The 16,946-nt window shown below is 74.2% G+C and carries 14 protein-coding genes; 6 read left to right on the top strand and 8 right to left on the bottom strand.

The window, feature by feature from the left end:
• Positions 1 to 141: 141 nt before the first annotated feature.
• Positions 142 to 978: an isocitrate lyase/PEP mutase family protein gene (locus AB0D46_RS23065; RefSeq protein ID WP_362879999.1), complete on the top strand. Its 837-nt coding sequence runs from the start codon at positions 142 to 144 to the stop codon at positions 976 to 978.
• 55 nt (positions 979 to 1,033) lie between these two features.
• On the opposite strand, the gene AB0D46_RS23070 is transcribed toward AB0D46_RS23065, so the two are convergent.
• Positions 1,034 to 2,092, bottom strand: coding sequence for a polyprenyl synthetase family protein (locus AB0D46_RS23070; RefSeq protein ID WP_362880089.1), 1,059 nt, complete (start codon positions 2,090 to 2,092; stop codon positions 1,034 to 1,036).
• Positions 2,093 to 2,456: 364 nt separating this feature from the next.
• Here AB0D46_RS23070 and AB0D46_RS23075 point away from each other — a divergent pair, with 364 nt between their 5' ends.
• The 3 genes from AB0D46_RS23075 to AB0D46_RS23085 all read left to right on the top strand — a co-directional run bounded on the left by AB0D46_RS23075 (position 2,457) and on the right by AB0D46_RS23085 (position 4,701).
• Positions 2,457 to 3,308 (top strand): peptidoglycan recognition family protein, encoded by an 852-nt coding sequence (locus tag AB0D46_RS23075; protein ID WP_362880000.1) that lies wholly within the window; start codon positions 2,457 to 2,459, stop codon positions 3,306 to 3,308.
• 39 nt (positions 3,309 to 3,347) lie between these two features.
• Entirely contained in the window at positions 3,348 to 3,890 is a 543-nt protein-coding gene (locus AB0D46_RS23080; RefSeq protein WP_362880002.1) for an FABP family protein, read from the top strand.
• 82 nt (positions 3,891 to 3,972) lie between these two features.
• Positions 3,973 to 4,701: a DUF2278 family protein gene (locus tag AB0D46_RS23085; RefSeq protein WP_362880004.1), complete on the top strand. Its 729-nt coding sequence runs from the start codon at positions 3,973 to 3,975 to the stop codon at positions 4,699 to 4,701.
• Here AB0D46_RS23085 and AB0D46_RS23090 read toward each other — a convergent pair.
• From AB0D46_RS23090 to AB0D46_RS23120, 7 genes are all read right to left on the bottom strand, one after another.
• The gene (locus AB0D46_RS23090; protein WP_362880005.1) at positions 4,663 to 5,454 is read right to left on the bottom strand and encodes a class I SAM-dependent methyltransferase; all 792 of its coding nucleotides are present in this window, start codon (positions 5,452 to 5,454) and stop codon (positions 4,663 to 4,665) included. The two genes, AB0D46_RS23085 and AB0D46_RS23090, sit on opposite strands and share 39 nt — an antisense overlap.
• Before the next feature lie 57 nt (positions 5,455 to 5,511).
• Entirely contained in the window at positions 5,512 to 6,474 is a 963-nt protein-coding gene (locus tag AB0D46_RS23095) for an aldo/keto reductase (protein WP_362880006.1), read from the bottom strand.
• A 148-nt stretch (positions 6,475 to 6,622) separates the two neighbouring features.
• Positions 6,623 to 6,985: a hypothetical protein gene (locus tag AB0D46_RS23100; protein ID WP_362880008.1), complete on the bottom strand. Its 363-nt coding sequence runs from the start codon at positions 6,983 to 6,985 to the stop codon at positions 6,623 to 6,625.
• A gap of 85 nt (positions 6,986 to 7,070) precedes the next feature.
• A complete protein-coding gene (locus AB0D46_RS23105) occupies positions 7,071 to 9,155 on the bottom strand; it encodes a SpoIIE family protein phosphatase (RefSeq protein WP_362880010.1) in 2,085 nt (694 codons plus the stop codon).
• A gap of 398 nt (positions 9,156 to 9,553) precedes the next feature.
• The gene (locus tag AB0D46_RS23110) at positions 9,554 to 10,765 is read right to left on the bottom strand and encodes an anhydro-N-acetylmuramic acid kinase (RefSeq protein WP_362880012.1); all 1,212 of its coding nucleotides are present in this window, start codon (positions 10,763 to 10,765) and stop codon (positions 9,554 to 9,556) included.
• A complete protein-coding gene (locus AB0D46_RS23115; protein WP_362880014.1) occupies positions 10,762 to 12,135 on the bottom strand; it encodes an MFS transporter in 1,374 nt (457 codons plus the stop codon). The genes AB0D46_RS23110 and AB0D46_RS23115 overlap by 4 nt, the downstream gene beginning before the upstream one ends.
• A gap of 121 nt (positions 12,136 to 12,256) precedes the next feature.
• Positions 12,257 to 13,705 carry an Ig-like domain-containing protein gene (locus AB0D46_RS23120; protein WP_362880015.1) on the bottom strand — a complete coding sequence of 483 codons (1,449 nt, stop codon included), beginning with the start codon at positions 13,703 to 13,705 and terminating at the stop codon, positions 12,257 to 12,259.
• A gap of 377 nt (positions 13,706 to 14,082) precedes the next feature.
• Between AB0D46_RS23120 and AB0D46_RS23125 the strand changes: the two genes are divergently transcribed.
• Positions 14,083 to 14,703 (top strand): L-threonylcarbamoyladenylate synthase, encoded by a 621-nt coding sequence (locus AB0D46_RS23125; protein WP_362880016.1) that lies wholly within the window; start codon positions 14,083 to 14,085, stop codon positions 14,701 to 14,703.
• A 429-nt stretch (positions 14,704 to 15,132) separates the two neighbouring features.
• Entirely contained in the window at positions 15,133 to 16,863 is a 1,731-nt protein-coding gene (locus AB0D46_RS23130) for a BTAD domain-containing putative transcriptional regulator (RefSeq protein ID WP_362880017.1), read from the top strand.
• Positions 16,864 to 16,946: the final 83 nt, after the last annotated feature.

A 16,946-nucleotide genomic window follows, 5' to 3' on the forward strand; every position in this document is an offset into this window, starting at 1 on the left:
ACCCGGCGCCGGCGGTCGGCGCGCTCCCGTAGGGGTGAACGGCGCGCGGACACGCGCGGCCGGATCGTTCCTGCGCGGGGCCGCCCCGCGAGGATCCCCGGACCGGGTCCGGTTCGCGGTCCCGCACACCGAGGAGGCACAGTGGTCCGGCACTACGCAAGCGCGCTGAGGGAGTCCCTCGCGGGGCCGGGTACGACCCCGCTCCTGGGGGTGTACGACATGTACTCGGCCTCCGTGGCGGCCGGCCACCACGACGCCCTGTTCGTTTCCGGCTTCGGCTTCGCGGCGTCCCACTACGGGCTGCCGGACGTGGGCTTCATCGCCTGGCCGGACATGGTGGCGTTCACGGAACGGCTGCGGTCCGCCTTCCCCCGCCACCACCTGTTGGTGGACATCGACGACGGGTACGGCGACCCGGAGGTCGCCGCCCACGTCGTACGGCGCCTGGAGCGGGCGGGCGCCTCGGGCGTCGTGCTGGAGGACCAACAGCGCCCGCGCCGCTGCGGGCACGCGGACGGCAAGCAGATCCTGCCCCTGCCGCAGTACCTGGCCAAGCTCCGCCGGGTCCTGGACGCGCGCGGTGACCTGTTCGTGGTGGCCCGCACCGACGCCACGGAGGAGGCCGAGATGCTGCTTCGGGCCCGCCAACTGGCCGCCGCCGGCGCCGACATGGTGCTCGTGGACGGCGTACGGAGCACCGCACAGCTGAAGTTGATCCACGAGGCGGTCGGGGACACGCCGCTGCTCTTCAACCAGATCGAGGGCGGCCGCTCCCCCCGGCTCTCCCTCACCGAGCTGGCCGGACTCGGTGTGGCCGCCGCCGTCTACAGCACTCCCTGCCTGTTCGCCGCGCACCGGGCGATGGACGCGGCCCTCGGTGAACTGATGTCCCGCGACGGCCTGTTGCCGGAGCCGACCCCCGACTCCATCGGTGTGGCCCGCTCCACCGAGCTGTTGGCCCGCAACCTGGCGCCCTGAGCCGGCGCGGAAGCGATGCGAGGGGGCTCGGCGCTGGTGCGCCGAGCCCTGCGGGTCACCCCACCCCGGCCAGCACCTGGAGCGGCAGCGCCTCGAAGAAGGCCACCGCCTCCTCGCGCCAGCGGGGCCGCCAGCGCGCCGCCTCGGCGGCGGCCCGTACGGCGTGCCGCTCGACGCCCGCGCGCAGGCGCTCCTCGGCGCCGCAACGGCGCCCGATGTCGCGCACCGCAGCCACGGTGTCGGCGGAGCAGTGCGGGTCGCCGAGCGCCGCCTCGACCACGGCCAGGTCCCGGCCGCCGGCGGCGGCGAGGACGGCGGTGACGGCGTAGCTGCGCCGACCCTCGCGCAGGTCGTTGCCCGGGGGCTTGCCCAGGGTGGGGGCGTCGCCGAACAGGTCCAGGTGGTCGTCGCGCATCTGTCCGCAGATCCCGACCAGACGTGCGTAGCGGCGCAGCTCCGCGTCGAACGGCCGGGGGTCGGCGCCGGCGGCCAGCAGGCCCAGTTGGAGCGGGGCGAGGATCGAGTAGCGGGCCGACTTGTATTCGGCGACCTCGTGCAGGGTCTCCTCGTCGGGGAGCGCGGTGAAGTCCCGTTCCAGATCGGCGATCTGGCCGAGGAGGGTGGCCGTGGCCGCCCGGGTCTGGACCTCCAGCATGGCGTGGCGCAGCGGGAGGGGCGCGGTGGAGTCGAGGAGGACCTGCTGGGAGAGGAACGCGGCGAGGTCGCCGGCGAGGACGGCCAGGCCGAGGGCCACCTGGGGGTGTTCGGGGAAGCGGGCGCGGTAGGCGTGGTGGGTGGAGGGGCCGGAGCGGCGGGTGGGGCTGTTGTCGATGATGTCGTCGTGGATCAGACCGTGGGTTTGCAGGAGTTCGATGCTCAGGGCGGCGTCGTCCAGTCCCGGGACGGGCTCGGTCGTCACCAGGCGGGCCGCCTCGTGGATCAGGGCGACGCGCAGGCGCTTGCCGCCGCGCAGGGACAGCTCCCGCAGCAGGGTCAGGCATTCGGGGGCGAACGCGCTGTGCGGGGGTGCGTCCAGGGTGCGTTCGAGGCCGTCGAACCAGTCGGCGAAGAGCCGCGCGAAATGCCGTTCGTACCCGGCGAGCCGGCTGCGCATCCGGTCGGACGGGGACGGCTCGACCGGGGAGGGCGCGTGCCCGGCGGAACCGACCTCGGGTGACGGCGCCGCCGACGGCCCCGCCGGGGAGGGCGGGCGCCCGGTGGAACCCGCCGAGCGGTCCGGCTGGGCGGGCGGGTCTGCGGCGGGGGTCATGTGCGGTTCTCCTGGGCGGATTCCGGGCGGGCGGCCCGGGCCGGGTCCGACGGGAACGATCATACGTTCGCGCGCACGTCCGAACGGGGGCAGTGCCTCCCCCGTCCGGCCGTCAGGTCGTTGCCGGGTGATCACCCGGTCGTTGGGCGGTCGGCGCCACGGCCCGTGGCGCCGTCCTCGTCCTCGTCCTCGTCTCAAGGAGCTCCCCATGCGCGCTCGCGCCCTCGCTTCGCCCGGCCCCAGCCGTCGGATGGTCCTGGCCGGTGCGCTCGGGCTGGGAGCGGCGGCCGGGTGGCCCGCGGCCGGACGTGCCCACGCGGCGGCCGCCGCGGGGCCGGCGGTCTTCGGCTGCGCGGCGTGGGGAGCCCGGCCGCCGTCCGAGTCCGTGGTGATCCTGGCCGCGCCGCCGAAACAGATCGTGGTGCACCACACGGCGACCCGGAACGTCGAGGACTACTCGCAGCAACGGGCGTTCGCCCTCGCGCGGGCGATCCAGAACTACCACATGGACATCCAGGGCTGGATCGACACCGGCCAGCACTTCACCATCAGTCGCGGCGCCTTCGTCACCGAGGGCCGCCACCACAGTCTCGCCGAGCTGGAGTCGGGCCGGCGGCAGGTGCGTTCGGCGCACTGCGTCGGACGCAACGACGTGTCCGTCGGCATCGAGAACGAGGGCACCTACACCAGCGAGGAGCCCCCCGCCCAGCAGTTCGAGGCCCTCGTCTCCTTGTGCACGCACATCTGCGACCGGTACGGGATCGCGCCGACGGAGATCCACGGCCACCGGGACTTCAACGACACCGCCTGCCCCGGCGATCGCCTTTACGCGCTCCTCCCCCGCCTGCGCAAGGACGTCGCGGTGCGCCTCGGCGTCCGCCTGGGCGAGCCGGCGCAGCAGCCGGGTTTCCCCGACTTCCCCGTGTACGAGGGCCGCGACGCGTGGGCCGGCCCGGCGGAGTACCTTCCCCCGGGCGCGCTGGACGGGGAGCTCGCCCGCTGGACGGGACGCGGCTCCACCGCCCGGGGTGCGGGCGGGTCCGGGCGTACGCCGCGCTAGGCTGCGGCGCGCGCGACCTCCATAAAGACGAAGGTGAACATGTTCGAGCCGGTGCAGGACAATCCGTACCCCGACAGCCACGTCCTCGGCGAGGGGCCCGCCCCGCATCCACAACTGGACCCGGTTCTGGGCCTGTTGGGACGCTGGCACGGCCGGGGCGAAGGCCAGTACCCGACCCTCGACACGGACTTCCGCTACGAGCAGGAGGTCACCTTCAGCCACGACGGGCGCCCCTTCCTGCGGTACGAGGCGCGCGCCTGGCTCATCGACGGGTCCGGCGCCCCGGTGCGGCCGGCCGGCCGTGAGGCCGGGTGGTGGCGGGTGTTGCCCGACGCGTCCCTGGAGGTCGTCCTGGCCCACCCCACGGGGATCGTCGAGACGTACGTCGGGCAGGTGAACGGGTCCGAGTTCGAGATCCGCACGGACGAGGTGGCGCTGACCCCGAAGGCCAAGGAGGTCACCGCCACCCGACGCCGCTACACCCTCGGCGACGGGGAGCTGACCGTGCTCCACGACATGGCGGCCGTGGGCCTGCCGCTCCAGCACCACCTGACGACGCGTCTGCGCCGCCGCCCGTCCTGACGGCGGTGGTCGTCCCCGCGCGCCCGGGCGGACCGCGCGTCCGGGCGCAGGGGCGGGCGGGGCCGGTGGTTGACTGGTCGGCATGCCATTCGACGCCTACGGCGTGCTGTCAGGGACCCTGCACCGGCACTTCCGCGACCGGCCCGACGACCGGGGCGCCTGGTTCCACGTCAACCTGGAGGTCGACGCGCCCGGCGGGCGCCACCGGTGCGCCGTCGACGTGGACAGCGAACGGTCCGCCACCGGTGTGCGATGGCGGACGCTCGTCCTGGCGCCGTCCGTGCTCGACCCGGTGCCCTCGTTGGCTCCCGGGTACCACGACCTCTCCATGAGTTCCGGTTCGGGCGCCCTGGACTACCTGCGGCATCCGGCGCTCGCCGACCGGCGCGGCCGTCTGCTGCCGCGCGCGGGTTGGCTGCGGGCGCTCGCGGACCGGTGGAGCCCGCCGCGGCCGTGGGTCTCGGGCTCCAACCTCGATGCCGCCGACGCGCTGGAACCCATGCTGGTGCCCGGAAGGCCGATCCTCGTCTTCGGCGAACCCTTCACCCACCACGGCCCGGGCATGCACAACATCCACCAGAACCAGGGCGATCCGTACGGCAGCCGGTGGTGGGACGACAACGGCACCTGGCAGGACGGCGCCACCCTCACCCGTCGCCCGGACGGGTGGTACGACGTCTTCCTGAGCAGGTTCTCCACCCAACTCGACCTGACGGACGACGCCGGCCACCCGGCGCCCCCACCGAGCCGGGACGCCCCGGCGGCCGGGGGGTCAGACGGCGCGGCCGGTGGTGATGACGAGCGGGGGTGAGACGCGTTCGGCCTGCCAGGGGCGGCTGCGGACGAGGTCGGGGTCCGCGACGGTCAGGGCTTCGGCGACGGTGGGCCGGAGTTGGGCGATGTCACCGAACCCGGCGCGCTCCAGCAGGCCGGGGAGCAGGTCCACGGGCCACGCGTGGTTGTCGCGCTCCTCCCAGGAGCCGTCGGTGCGCAGCAGCCGTACGGTGAGCCGGTCCCCGGGCCCGTACTCCTCCCCCGGTTCGCCGATGCGCAGGGAGGCGTACGGGGTACCGCTGTGCGCGGGGTCGGTGCTCAGCAGGACGAAGAGGCCGCCGGGGCGCAGGAGGCGGCGGATCTCCGTGAGGACGTCGAGCACCGCCTCCCGGGTGGGCAGTGAGGCCAGGACGTGGTTGCACATGACGGCGTCGGCGCAGCCGTCCGCCAGCGTGGTGACCCGTCCGTCCTCGACGAGGTGGAACTCCGCGACGGCGCGGGCGCCGTCGCGGGCCAGTTCCAGCATCTGCGGGGAGATGTCCACGCCGATGACGTAGGCGCCGAGCCTGCGGGCGGCGCTGTCGGCGACCTTGCCGGGGCCGCAGCCGTAGTCCACGAGGACGGAGCCGGCGCCGATCCGGCGGGACAGCGTCCCGAAGACGAACGGGTAGCCGAGCAGCCGGTTCGTGGCCGCCTCCATCGCCGCGTAGGCCTGCGCGCCCTCGCTCCCGGACCAGGCCGCGCCGCCCGTTTCACCGGCCGGGCCGGGTCCCTCCGCGCTCTCGCTCACAGGCCCACTATCGGCCCGGAGCGACCGCGCGGGGGTGTTACGACACGGCGGTGGCCCCTACGGCAGCGGTACGCCGCGGGCGGTTGTCCACAGCGCGTACCACTCCTCGTGGGTGAGGTCGGGTGCGCGCAGGGCCGCGTCGCGGCAGGCGCGGATGCGCTCGGGGCGGGCGCTGCCGACGACGGGTGCGATGCCGGCGGGGTGGCGCGCCAGCCACCACAGCAGGACGGTTTCGGGGGTGGTGCCCTTGCGCCGGGCGAGGTCGGCCAGGAGGTCGGCGGTGGCCCGGTCGGCGGGGGTCTCCTGGCGGCCGGTGTAGCGGCCCTGGGCGAGGGCGCCCCAGGCCTGGAGGCGGATGCCGTGGTCGAGGCAGTGTTCCAGGGTGCCGAACGGGAAGCCGTTGGCGGTGGCCCCGTCGGTGTTGAGCAGGACGCCGGCCTCGACCCAGTCGCGGCGGTGCAGGCTCATCTCCAACTGGTTGGCCACGAGCGGTACGTCGAGCCGGGCCTGGAGCCGTGCGATCTGCGGCGCCGCCATGTTGGACACGCCGAAGGCCCGTACGAGGCCCTGCCGGTGCAGGGACGTCAGCGCCCCGGCGATCTCGTCGGGGTCGGCGAGCGGGTCGGGGCGGTGCAGGAGCAGGACGTCGATGACGTCGGTCCGCAGCCGGGTCAGGCTCTCCTCCACCCGGCGGGTGATGCTCGCGGCGCGCAGGTCGTAGCGGCCCGGGCCGTTGTCGTCCGCGAGACGGATCCCGCACTTGGTCTGCAGGGTGACGCGCTCGCGGAGCCCCGGGGTCCGGGCGAGGACCTCGCCGAACACGGCCTCGGCCTTGCCGTGCCGGTAGATGTCGGCGTGGTCGAAGACGGTGATACCGCTGTCGAGCGCCGCCGATATCGCCGCCTCGGCGGTGTCGATGTCCGACGGACCGTACGGCTCCGGGCCCCAGCTCCCGCCCAGCCCCATGCACCCGTACAGCACCCGGTACTCACTTGTTCGCGCGTTCGGTTCGATCGTCACGCGCCCACCCTAAAGCGTGCGGCGCCGCGCTCCGGGCCGTGACGTCCCGGCCCGCGGATCGTTGAAGGAGCGGTCAAGCGAAGTGACCGTACGAGGCCCCGGGGCCGCGAAGCCCCGGGGCCTCGTGCTGTCGGCGTCCGGGGTCCCGTCAGCCCTGGCCCTTGATGTGGTCCACGACCTCGGTGAACTCCCGCGTCGGGGAGAAGTCGACGTACTCGCAGTCCTCGAGGGCGACCGGGACGTGACCGGCGGGCCAGTAGAAGGCCTGCCCCGCCTCGTAGACCTCGTCGCCGTCCTGCGTCACCATCTTCAGCCGGCCCTTGAGCAGGTATCCCCAGTGCGGGCAGGGGCACATCCCGTCCGGCATGCCCTTGAGGGCGGGAGTCATGTCGGTTCCCTCGGGGAACCGGACGAAGGCGACGGACAGACCGCCCCCGATCTCCCGGGTCCGCAGCTCGACGCCGCCGCCCTCGATCTCCACCGGTGTGCTCTCGCGCGTGGTCGCCGTCATGGGTCTTCCCTCGCTCACCTGGGTCGTGCGTGCGATACGTCCCCCTTCCACCCTGGACCCGCTGGAGGCGCCGCGCGAGCGCACGTCACGGGAAGGCTTGCGGGGACGTTCGGGGGACGCGGTGGACGCGGGCCAGGACGAGGACCGTGTCGTCGGCGGGCGGGTCCGGCAGGAGGCTCGCCAGGACGCGGTCGGCCATCGCCTCCAGCGGGTCCGCCGGACCGGCCGGGCGGCCCAGTTCGGCGCGCAGCGCGTCGAGCCCGGCCTCGATGTCGCGTCCGCGCGACTCGATGAGCCCGTCGGTGTACAGGGCGAGGACGGCGTGCTCGGGCAGTTCGATCTCCGCCGTGCGGAACGGGAACCCACCGACGCCGAGCGGCACGCCGAGCCCCTCCCCGAAGGTGCGCACCGTGCCGTCGGGGTGGCGGATCAGGAGCGGCGGGTGGCCGGCCCCGGCGATCCGGGCCCGGCCGGTCGTGGCGTCGTAGACGAGGTAGAGGCAGGTCGCCAACTCGATGCCCGCCTCCCGCGCGAGCGCGTCGAGTTCGCCGAGCATGGCCGCCGGTTCGACCTCGTGCCGGGCGAGGGCCTTCGTGGTGATCCGGAGCCGACCCATGGCCGCGGCCGCCGGGATCCCGTGGCCCATCACGTCGCCGACCACGAGGGCGATCCGGTGGTCGGGCAGCTCGATCACGTCGTACCAGTCGCCGCCGACCTCCGTCATGCGGCCCCCGGGCAGGTAACGGTGCGCGACGTCCGCGTAGGGGCTGGTGGCCTGCGCGCTGGGCAGCAGGGCGCGCTGGAGGGTGAGGGAGATGTCCTGCACCCTGCTGTAGAGGCGGGCGTTGTCCAGGCAGATCGCGGCGCGCGACGCGAGTTCCCCGGCCAGGGCGAGGTCGTCCTCGGTGAAGGCGGGCCGGTGGGCGGAACGCCCGAACAGGGCGATGCCCTGGACGGTGCCCCGGGCGATGAGGGGGGCGACGAGGACGCAGGCGATGCCGCTGTCGGCGATGAGGCGGGCGCGTTCCTCGATGACGACGGTGCGGGCCAGGAACGCCTCGTCCACGACGGAGGAGACGGGTCGGCCGGTGCGCAGCATGTCGTGGACGGCGGAGCCGGGCGGGTACCGCACCCGCTCCACGCCGCCCACGAGTTCGTCGGCGGGCGGTGGCAGGACCGTGCCGAAGGCGATGCGCCGGGTGAGCAGCGGAAGGGCGGGATCGAAGAGTTCGTTGTCGTCCATCCATTCCACGATCTCGACGACGGCGCCGTCGCAGAATTCGGGCATCGCCACCTCGACCAGTTCCGCGGCGGTGCGCCCGACCTCCAGGGTGGTGCCGATGCGGGTGGAGGCGCGGTCCAGCAGGGCGAGTCTGCGGCGGCCGGCGGCGGCTTCCAGGATGGCCCGCTCCCGGTCGGTGACGTCCATGATCAGGCCGCCGAGGCCGGGGCGGGTGCCGACCGCCCCGGTCAGGGGGAAGAAGCTCACCGACCGGACCTGGTCCTGGTCCGGTCGGCCCAGGGGCCGCAGGGCCGTGAGCGCCCCGATGACGGGCACGCCGTCGTCGGCCACCCCGTGGAGCATCCGCCGGAACTCGGCGGCGTCGGACACGAGCATGACCTCCTCGATGCCGCGCCCGAGGTGCTCCGCGACGGGCAGGCCGTCCATGTCGGCGAGCGCCTGGTTCAGGTGGGCGTAGCGGAGGTTCTCGTCGAGCATGACCAGGCCGACGGGGCAGGTCATGAAGAGGGCGTCGAGGAAGGCCAGGTTCGTTTTGACCCGGTCGAGCTCCTCGCTGCGGCTCGCGAGGGCGAGGACCTCCGAGCGGCCGGTGGCGCCGGTGAGCGGGAACACCCGGAAGCCGCACGCGAAGTCCGTACCGTCGCGGTGCCGGGCGGTGAGCCGTCCCCGCCAGTAGCCCTCGTTCCTGGCCCGCTCGGTCAGGCGGGCGGCCTCCTCGGGGCCCGCGGCCAGGAGCAGGCCGGCGGGGCGGGTGAGGACCTCGGCGGCCTCGTGGCCGAAGAGGTCGCGGGCCCCGGGTCCCCAGTGGCAGACGTGTCCGTCCTCGTCGATGCCGAAGACGGCGACGGACACGTGTTCGAGCAGGGTTCCGGGCTCGGACGGGAAGGGGCCCTGCGCCTGCTCGCCCTCCGGCCGTACCGCTGGCACGAGACGCCCCCTTCCACCTGCCGGTTCCTCCACTCACTATGCGGACGGCCGCCGGTTCCGGCGAGGCGGGGCCGCCCGGAGATACGCACGTGCGTTCGAAAGCGGCGCGGCATCGTGCAGCGGGCGACGCGCCGCTCCTGATCCGCGCGACCGTCGCACGGGAGCCGGAGGGCGGCGGCCGCGGCCCCGGTGCTCGCCTCCCGGACCGCCGGGCGCCGGCCGCTGTTGCCGTTGACGACCCGCAGGGGACCTGGTTCACCTGCGTCCCGGTCGGGCCGTCGGGGAGGGGGACGGCGACGCCGGCGCACTGACGGGCCCCGGGCCCACGGGTGGATCGTCGTCCACCGGCATGTCGCGCTCTCCCAAGGATCATGCCGATCGTGTGGCATGACGGAGCATCACCCTCGTTCGGCCCGCCCTGCGGGGCCGGCCGTCGGGGCGACCACGAGGGAGAGCGGCGCACGGGACGGCCGCGCCGGCAGGTGCAGCGGGCGCCTGCCCGGGGTGAGCGAGCCGAGGATCCGCGGGCCACGGGCGCCGGTGCAGGCGGGGGCGTTGCCGGGCAGCCCGTGGAAGGCCAGGAAGCCGAGGACGGCGAACGCGTACGCCTCCTTGGCCCCGGCGGGCAGACCCAGCAGCTCCGAATCCAACAGGGCGGTACGGGACGGCAGTTCCTCCCGCAGTGCGGACATCAGGGTCGGGTTGCGGGTACCGCCGCCGGAGGCGAAGACCTCGGTGACGCCGAGGGGGCCCAACGCGTCCGCGACGGTCCGCGCGGTGAGCCGGGTGAGGGTGGCGAGGACGTCCTGCGGGGCGAGTCCGTCGAACCCGGCCAGGGCCGCGTCCAGGTACCCGGGGTGGAACAGCTCCTTGCCGGTCGTCCGGGGCGCGGGCAGCCCGTAGTACGGCTCCGCCAGCAGCCGGCTCAGGAGCGGTTCGTGGACCCGTCCGGCGGCGGCCAGGGCGCCGCCCTCGTCGTATCCCGGTCCGTCCGGCCGGAGTCGGCGTACGGCGGCGTCCAACAGCGCGTTGCCCGGGCCGGTGTCGAAGGCCAGGGGCGGGCCGGCGGTCGGCAGGGCGGTGACGTTGGCGATCCCGCCGACGTTCAGGGCCGCCGGCACGCCGGGACGGCCGCGCAACAGCATCAGGTCGACGAGGCTGACCAGGGGCGCGCCCTGGCCGCCCGCCGCGACGTCGCCGGGGCGGAAGTCGGCGACGACGGGGCAGCCGGTGGCCTCGGCGATCCAGGCGGGCCGGCCGAGCTGGAGCGTGCCGTGGACGACGCCGCCGGATGCCCAGTGGTAGACGGTCTGCCCGTGCGAGGCAATCAACTCAGCCCGATCTGCGCACAGTTCACGGTCGGCCCGGACGGCGAGCTCCGCGAAGGCCTGTCCGATGCGGGTGTCGAGCACGCACACGTCGGCGAGGGTGGTGGGAGCGGGCGGCAGGGCCGCGGTGAGCGCGGCGCGCAGGGAGTCCTCGTACGGCGCGCTGATCATGCCGAGCGGCACCAGGCTCAGGGTCTCGCCGCCGTCGGCGAACGTGAGGTCCGCGGCCGCGGCGTCGACCGCGTCGTGGGAGGTGCCCGACATCAGGCCGACGACCCTCATCGCAGGGGTCGCAGGTGGTCGTCGGGGCGCAGGCTCGCCAGGGCGACGGCGCTGAGGGCGCAGGCACCGGCGGCGTAGTGGGCGGGGACGTCGGTGTTGCCCGTCGCCGCGATCAGGGCCGTGACGACGAGGCCGGCGCAGCCGGAGAACACGGCGTTGGCGAGGGCGTAGGCGAGTCCGAGCCCCGTGCAGCGCACCGAGGCGGGGAACATCTCCGCGAGCATCGCCGGCCCGGGTCCGGCGAGCAGTCCGACCGCGGCGCCCGCCCCGAGCAGCCCCGCCGCCTTGGCCGGGGCCGAGGCGGCGGGGTCCTGGAGCAGGTGCAGGAGCGGCAGGGCGAGCAGCGTGACGCACAGGGCGCCGCAGAGCATGACGGGCCGGCGGCCGACGCGGTCGCTCAGGATGCCGGCGGGGAGGATGGCGGCGGCGAAGCCGAGGTTGGCGACGGTGGTGGCGATCAGGGCCTCCTGGAAGGACGCGCCGAGGGTGGCCTGGAGGTAGGAGGGGAGCACCACGAGGAAGGTGTACCCGGCCGCCGACCACCCCATGATCCGCCCGATGCCGAGCACGACGGTACGGGCCGTGGCGGGCGGGGTCGGTGCGACCGGGCCCGCGCCGACCGTCCCGGGGTCCGGCGCCGGCCGGGCCGGCGGGGTTTCGGGGGTTGTGCCGGGGAGTCCTTCGAGCCGGTGCGCGCCGGCGGGTTCCGTCAGGCCGGTGCGCAGCCACAGCGCGACCGCGCCGAGCGGCAGGGCCAGCAGGAACGGGATCCGCCAGCCCCAGTCGTACAGGGCCGGTGGGGTCAGCACGCCGGCGATCGCGGCGGCCGTGCCGGCGCCGGCGAGCAGGCCGAGGGCGACCGTGAAGAACTGCCACGCGCCGTGGCGGCCGCGTCGTCCTGGGGGTGCGCTCTCGGTCATCAGGGCGACCGCGCCGCCGAACTCCCCGCCGGCGGAGAGGCCTTGCAGGGCGCGCAGCAGCGTGAGCAGCCAGGACGCCAGTTCGCCGGCGGTGGCCCGGGTGGGCAGCAGGCCGATCAGGGCGGTGGCGGCGGTCATGAGGCAGACGACGAGGATGAGGGTCGGGCGGCGGCCGACGCGGTCCCCGAGCCGGCCGAACAGCAGGGCTCCGACGGGCCGGAAGAAGAAGGCCACCGCGAAGGAGGCGTAGGTGGCCAGCAGGGGTCCGGCCCCGGCCGGGCCCGTCGCGGTGTCCGGGGTGAAGAACCGGGCGGCGATGACCGTGGCGAAGCAGCCGTAGACGCCGAACTCGTACCACTCGACGAAGTTGCCCGCCGAGCCCGCGAGCAGGGCGCGGCGCGGGTGGGTGACGGCCGGCGGCGCGGGGCCGCGCAGGTGGAGGGGGGTCATCGGTGGTGGGTGCCCGGTGTGCGGGGCGGGGATGCCTGGGGGCCGTGTGGTTCAGCACATCGGCCCCCGGCCGGCGCCGTCCGGTTCAGCACATCGGCCCCGGCCGGCGAAGGGGAACGGCCTACGTCATCGGGTGGAGCCGGGAGGCGCCGAGCGGATCACCGGCCTCGGCGGGTGACCCGGCCGGGCCGGCGGCGAGGGCGCTGCCCGACAGCCACGTGCGCCAGTCCAGGTTCCAGTCGCCGACGCCGTTGCTGAAGGGGGGCATGGCGTCACCGCCGCTGTTGACGACCTCGACGATGTCGCCCTCGCGCACGGTGTCGAAGAACCAGGCGGCGTCCTCGGTGCTCATGCCCGTACAGCCGTGGCTGACGTTCTCCTCCCCCTGCGCCTCGACGGACCAGGGCGCGGCGTGGACGTACTCGCCGCTCCAGGTCACCCGGGTCGCGTAGTGGACGGGCAGGTCGTAGAACTCCTTGGTGCCGCGTCCGATCCCGACGGAGTCCCCGCGCATGCGGACCTTGCGTTCCTTGCCCAGGACGACCTTGATGCCGCTGCGCGTCAGGAAGCCGGCCTTGCCGGTGGTGACGGGGATCATCCTGATGACCCGTCCGTTGCGGCGTACGGTCATCTCGTGTGCGGCGGAGTCGGTGACCGCCTCGATGCGGTCGCCTACGGTGAACTCGACGGGGTCCGACGGTCCGCCGTACCCCTGGTCGCCGAGTTCGACCCCGTCGAGTCCGCTGCGGACGCGGACCACGGTGTGGGCGGGCCAGTAGGCGCGGGGGCGGAAGTGGAGCGTCGAGTCGTCGACCCAGTGCCAGGCGCCCTCGACGTGCGGCCTCGACGTCACCTGGAGGGACTGCTCCACCCGGGTGCGCGCCCGGGCGTCCTCGGCGGGCACCGGTCGGCTGAGTTCGGCCGTGACGATCTCGCCCGCGCCGTACGTGCCGGCCCGGGGTCCGAGGTCCGCGGTCAGGGGGCCGTCGGCGGCGGGGGCGGGCGGCGCGGTCCGGAACGCCATGGTGGCGGCGACCGGTGCGCCGGATCCGTCCTGGGCGCCGACGCGCACGGTGTAGCGCTCGCCCGCCCGCAGCGGTTCGGTGTTGCGCCAACGTCCGGCGCCGGGTTCCAGTGCGCCGGCCAGGTGGCGGCCGTGGGCGTCGTGGACGGTGACGTCGGTGAGGCGCCCCGAGGACTCGGCGGCGATCTCCAGCGGGCCGTCGGCGTCGGTCGGCAGGACGTCCCCCGCGACCGCGTACGGGCCGCGCAGGACGGCCCCCGCGCCCCGGGCGGTCGCCAGCACCCGCTGCTCTCGCCAGGCACCGCACAGGCCCGCCCGGAACGTCCCGGCGGCGCACCGCGGCCCGCCGGTCCCGGTCCGGCGGCCCACGTCGAGCGCGCGGGAGACCAACAGGGTCACGGCCGCCTCCGGGGGCGCGCCGGCCCCCCGTTGCGGGCTGCCCGCCCCGGGGCCCCGGTCGGGTGCCGCCGCCACGACCAGCACGGCGCCCGTCACGGCGGCCACGACGCTCCAGGCCCTCGTCCGCTTCGTCCGCGGCATCGCCACGCAGGCCTCCCAGATCTCGTACGCCGGATGGCAGCATCAAAACGATCGGGAGCCAAAACGATGATCACAAACGCGGTCCTGGGGCCGAACGGGTTCCCGAAGTGAACCCGGACGGAGCACTTCCGCTTGCGGGAGCGGGGGATGCGTGCCGGCGCGGCCCCCTCCCGGGAGCGGCCGGGGCGGCGTCCGGTCGGCCGGGGGCACGGGTCGGGCCCCATCGGGGTCGCCGGCAGGGCCCTGCCGGGGGTCGCCGACAGGGCCCGGCAGAGGTCCGTTTCGAGGCCCGGCGGAGTTCCGTTACCCGCCCGCCGGGAGCGCCCTCCGGCCCCCGAACGCAGGCGGCCGAACGCAAGGTTCCGGTCCCGTAGGCTCGGCGGATGGCGAAGTACTTCGACGTGCACCCCGAGAATCCTCAGCGGCGCACCATCAGCAGCGTGGCCGACAGCATCCGTTCCGGGGCGCTCATCGCGTACCCGACCGACTCCTGTTTCGCTCTCGGATGCCGACTGGGCAACCGGGAGGCCCTCGGCCGGATCCGGTCCATCCGTGATCTCGACGACCGACACCACTTCACCCTCATGTGCCAGAACTTCGCGCAGTTGGGTCAGTTCGCGCAGATGGACAACGACGTCTTCCGCGCCATCAAGGCGGCCACGCCCGGCCCCTACACCTTCATCCTCCGGGCGACCTCCGAGGTGCCGCGCCAGCTGCTGCACCCGAAGAAGAAGACCGTCGGGGTCCGCATCCCCGATCACCTCGTGACGCAGACGCTGCTCGCGGAACTCGACGAGCCGCTGGTTTCCAGCACGCTGCTGCTGCCGGACGAGGAGGAGCCGATGACGCAGGGCTGGGAGATCAAGGAGCGGCTCGACCACGAAGTGGACGCGGTCCTCGACTCGGGCGACTGCGGTACCCGCCCCACCACCGTGATCGACTTTTCGAGCGGCGAGGCCGAGATCGTGCGCCACGGCGCGGGCGACACGGCGCGATTCGAGTAGCCGGCGCCTCCCGTTCCCATCAGGGCGGATTCCGGTTGCGGGACCGGAATCCGCCGACCGGAGTACCTCAATCCGGTTGCCCGGACCTATGGCCGGGGCAAATTCGCTCCATTGGAACTCAAGCGATCCGGCCATCGGAACTCGTTTATGCATGAACAGTCTTGGTGCATCGACAGTAACCCGGTGAGGCGTCGAGGTTACCGAGGGGGGAAGTCCGTATACGGCGTCCGAATTGAGCCGGCCCCCGACTCGACTTTCACAAGATCCGTTATGTAGTGTTCCAGTCATTCACCGTCCAACGGGGGGCGGCGGGCAGTCCCATGCGCTGGTCCGGACTATTTCCGGAGTGTGTCGGGGGCGGGGCTCGGCGACCACCACCCCCCCGCCACGCTCCACAGACACTTACGTGACCCGACACGGGGGACCATCATGCGGTTCCAGCTATTGGGGCCCCTGAGCATCGCGCACGGCCCCGAGACTGTAGTCCTCAAACCGTCCAAGCCGACCAGTTTGCTGGCCGCGCTCCTCCTTCATCCCGGTACGGTCGTTTCCACCGACTATCTGCTCCGCGCGGTATGGGACGAGGAACCGCCCGCCACGGCGCGAGCCGCCCTGCAGACCTGTGTGCTGCGGTTGCGGAGGCTATTCGCGAAATACGGCATATCCGCGACCACCATCGAGGCCGTGCCCGGTGGTTACCGCATGCACAACGACACCGGGACCCTCGACCTCGTGCTCTTCCGCTTACTGGCCGCGAAGGCCCGGGCCGCCGCCGGCACCGACGAGGAGCTGTACCGGCTCAGGGAATCCCTCTCGCTCTGGCAGGGTCAGCCCTTGGCCAACGTGGCCTCGCGCATGCTCCAGCGGGACGCGGTGCCCGCGCTGGAACAGGAACGCTTGCGCGTCCTGGAGCGGATAGGTGACCTCGAACTGGCCGCCGGGAACTGCCACCAGGTCCTGGTCGACCTCTACGAGAGCGGTCGCCGGCACCCCGTACGGGAACGGTTCACCGAGCAGCTCATCGAGGCCCTGTACCGCACCGGCCGGCAGGCGGAGGCGCTGGCCGAGTACCGCGCGGTGCGCGACCGGCTCCGCGACGAGCTCGGGGTCGACCCCGGGCCCGGCCTGCGGCGCCTGGAGCTGGCGATCCTGCGCTCCGAGGAACTGGGGCCACCGCGCCCCGAGGAGCAGGCGCCGCCGGCGACGCCGCCCGCGCCGCCCCCCGTACGCAGCCCCGGGCACGGCGGCCTCCCGCCGGTCCCCGGCTTCGCCGGACGGGCGACGGACCTGCGGACGATGGCGCTGCGTCTGACCGACGCCGACGGACCCCGGCTGCTCGTGGTCTCCGGCGCTCCCGGGATCGGCAAGTCGGCGCTGGCCCACCAGTGCGCGCACCAGGTCCAGGACGCCTTCCCCGGCGGGGTGTTCAGCGTCGACCTGGGCGGGCCCGAGGGAAACGGCGTCTCGGCGGAGGAGGCCCGGGGGCTGCTGCCCGAGCCCGGTGACGGGCGCCGGCTGCTGATCCTCGACAACGCCACCGGCGCGGGGCAGGTGTTGCCCCTGTTGCCCGCTTCCGGTGACGCGTCCGTGCTCGTGACCAGCAGGCGCGGGCTCGCGGCGGTCGTCGCCACGCACGGCGGCGCCGTCCACCGGCTCGACGTCCTCGGCCCGTCCGAGGCGCACGGACTGCTCGCCGGCCTGGTCGGGCCCGAACGGATCGCCGCCGAGGAACACGGCGCCCGCGAACTGGCTTCCGTCTGCGGGTACTTCCCGCTGGCGCTGCGGATCGCCGCGGGTCGACTGCTCACCCGTCCCGGGCTGTCCGTCGCGGACTGCGCGGCATGGCTGTCGCAGGACACCCCCGAGCGGCTGGCGCTCGCCGAGGATCCCCGGCTCTCCGTACCGGAGGTCTTCGGGCAGGCACTCAGCACCCTGGCGCCCGAACTCCGCGAAACCTTCCTGCGGTTCGGCTCGCTCGACCCGGGAACCGGCGTCTGCGCCGCCGGGTCGGGTTCCGTGCTCGAACAGTTGGTGGAGGCGGGACTGCTGGAGGACGGCCCGCCCGGCCAGCCGTACCGGATCCATGCCTTCCTGCGGGTCTACGCGCGGTGGTTGGCCCGCGAACGCGACGGCGCGGCCGCGGTGCCCGCGGCCCGCTGACCGACCCCCCGTGCCCTTCTCCGTACGCCGGGCGCCGCTCCCGCACACCCTTTCCACGGCATTTCCCACCTCGCACCACCGTC

Origin of the sequence: Streptomyces sp. NPDC048383 (assembly GCF_040651775.1) — a bacterium.
In the GTDB taxonomy this organism is placed as follows: Bacteria; Actinomycetota; Actinomycetes; order Streptomycetales; family Streptomycetaceae; genus Streptomyces.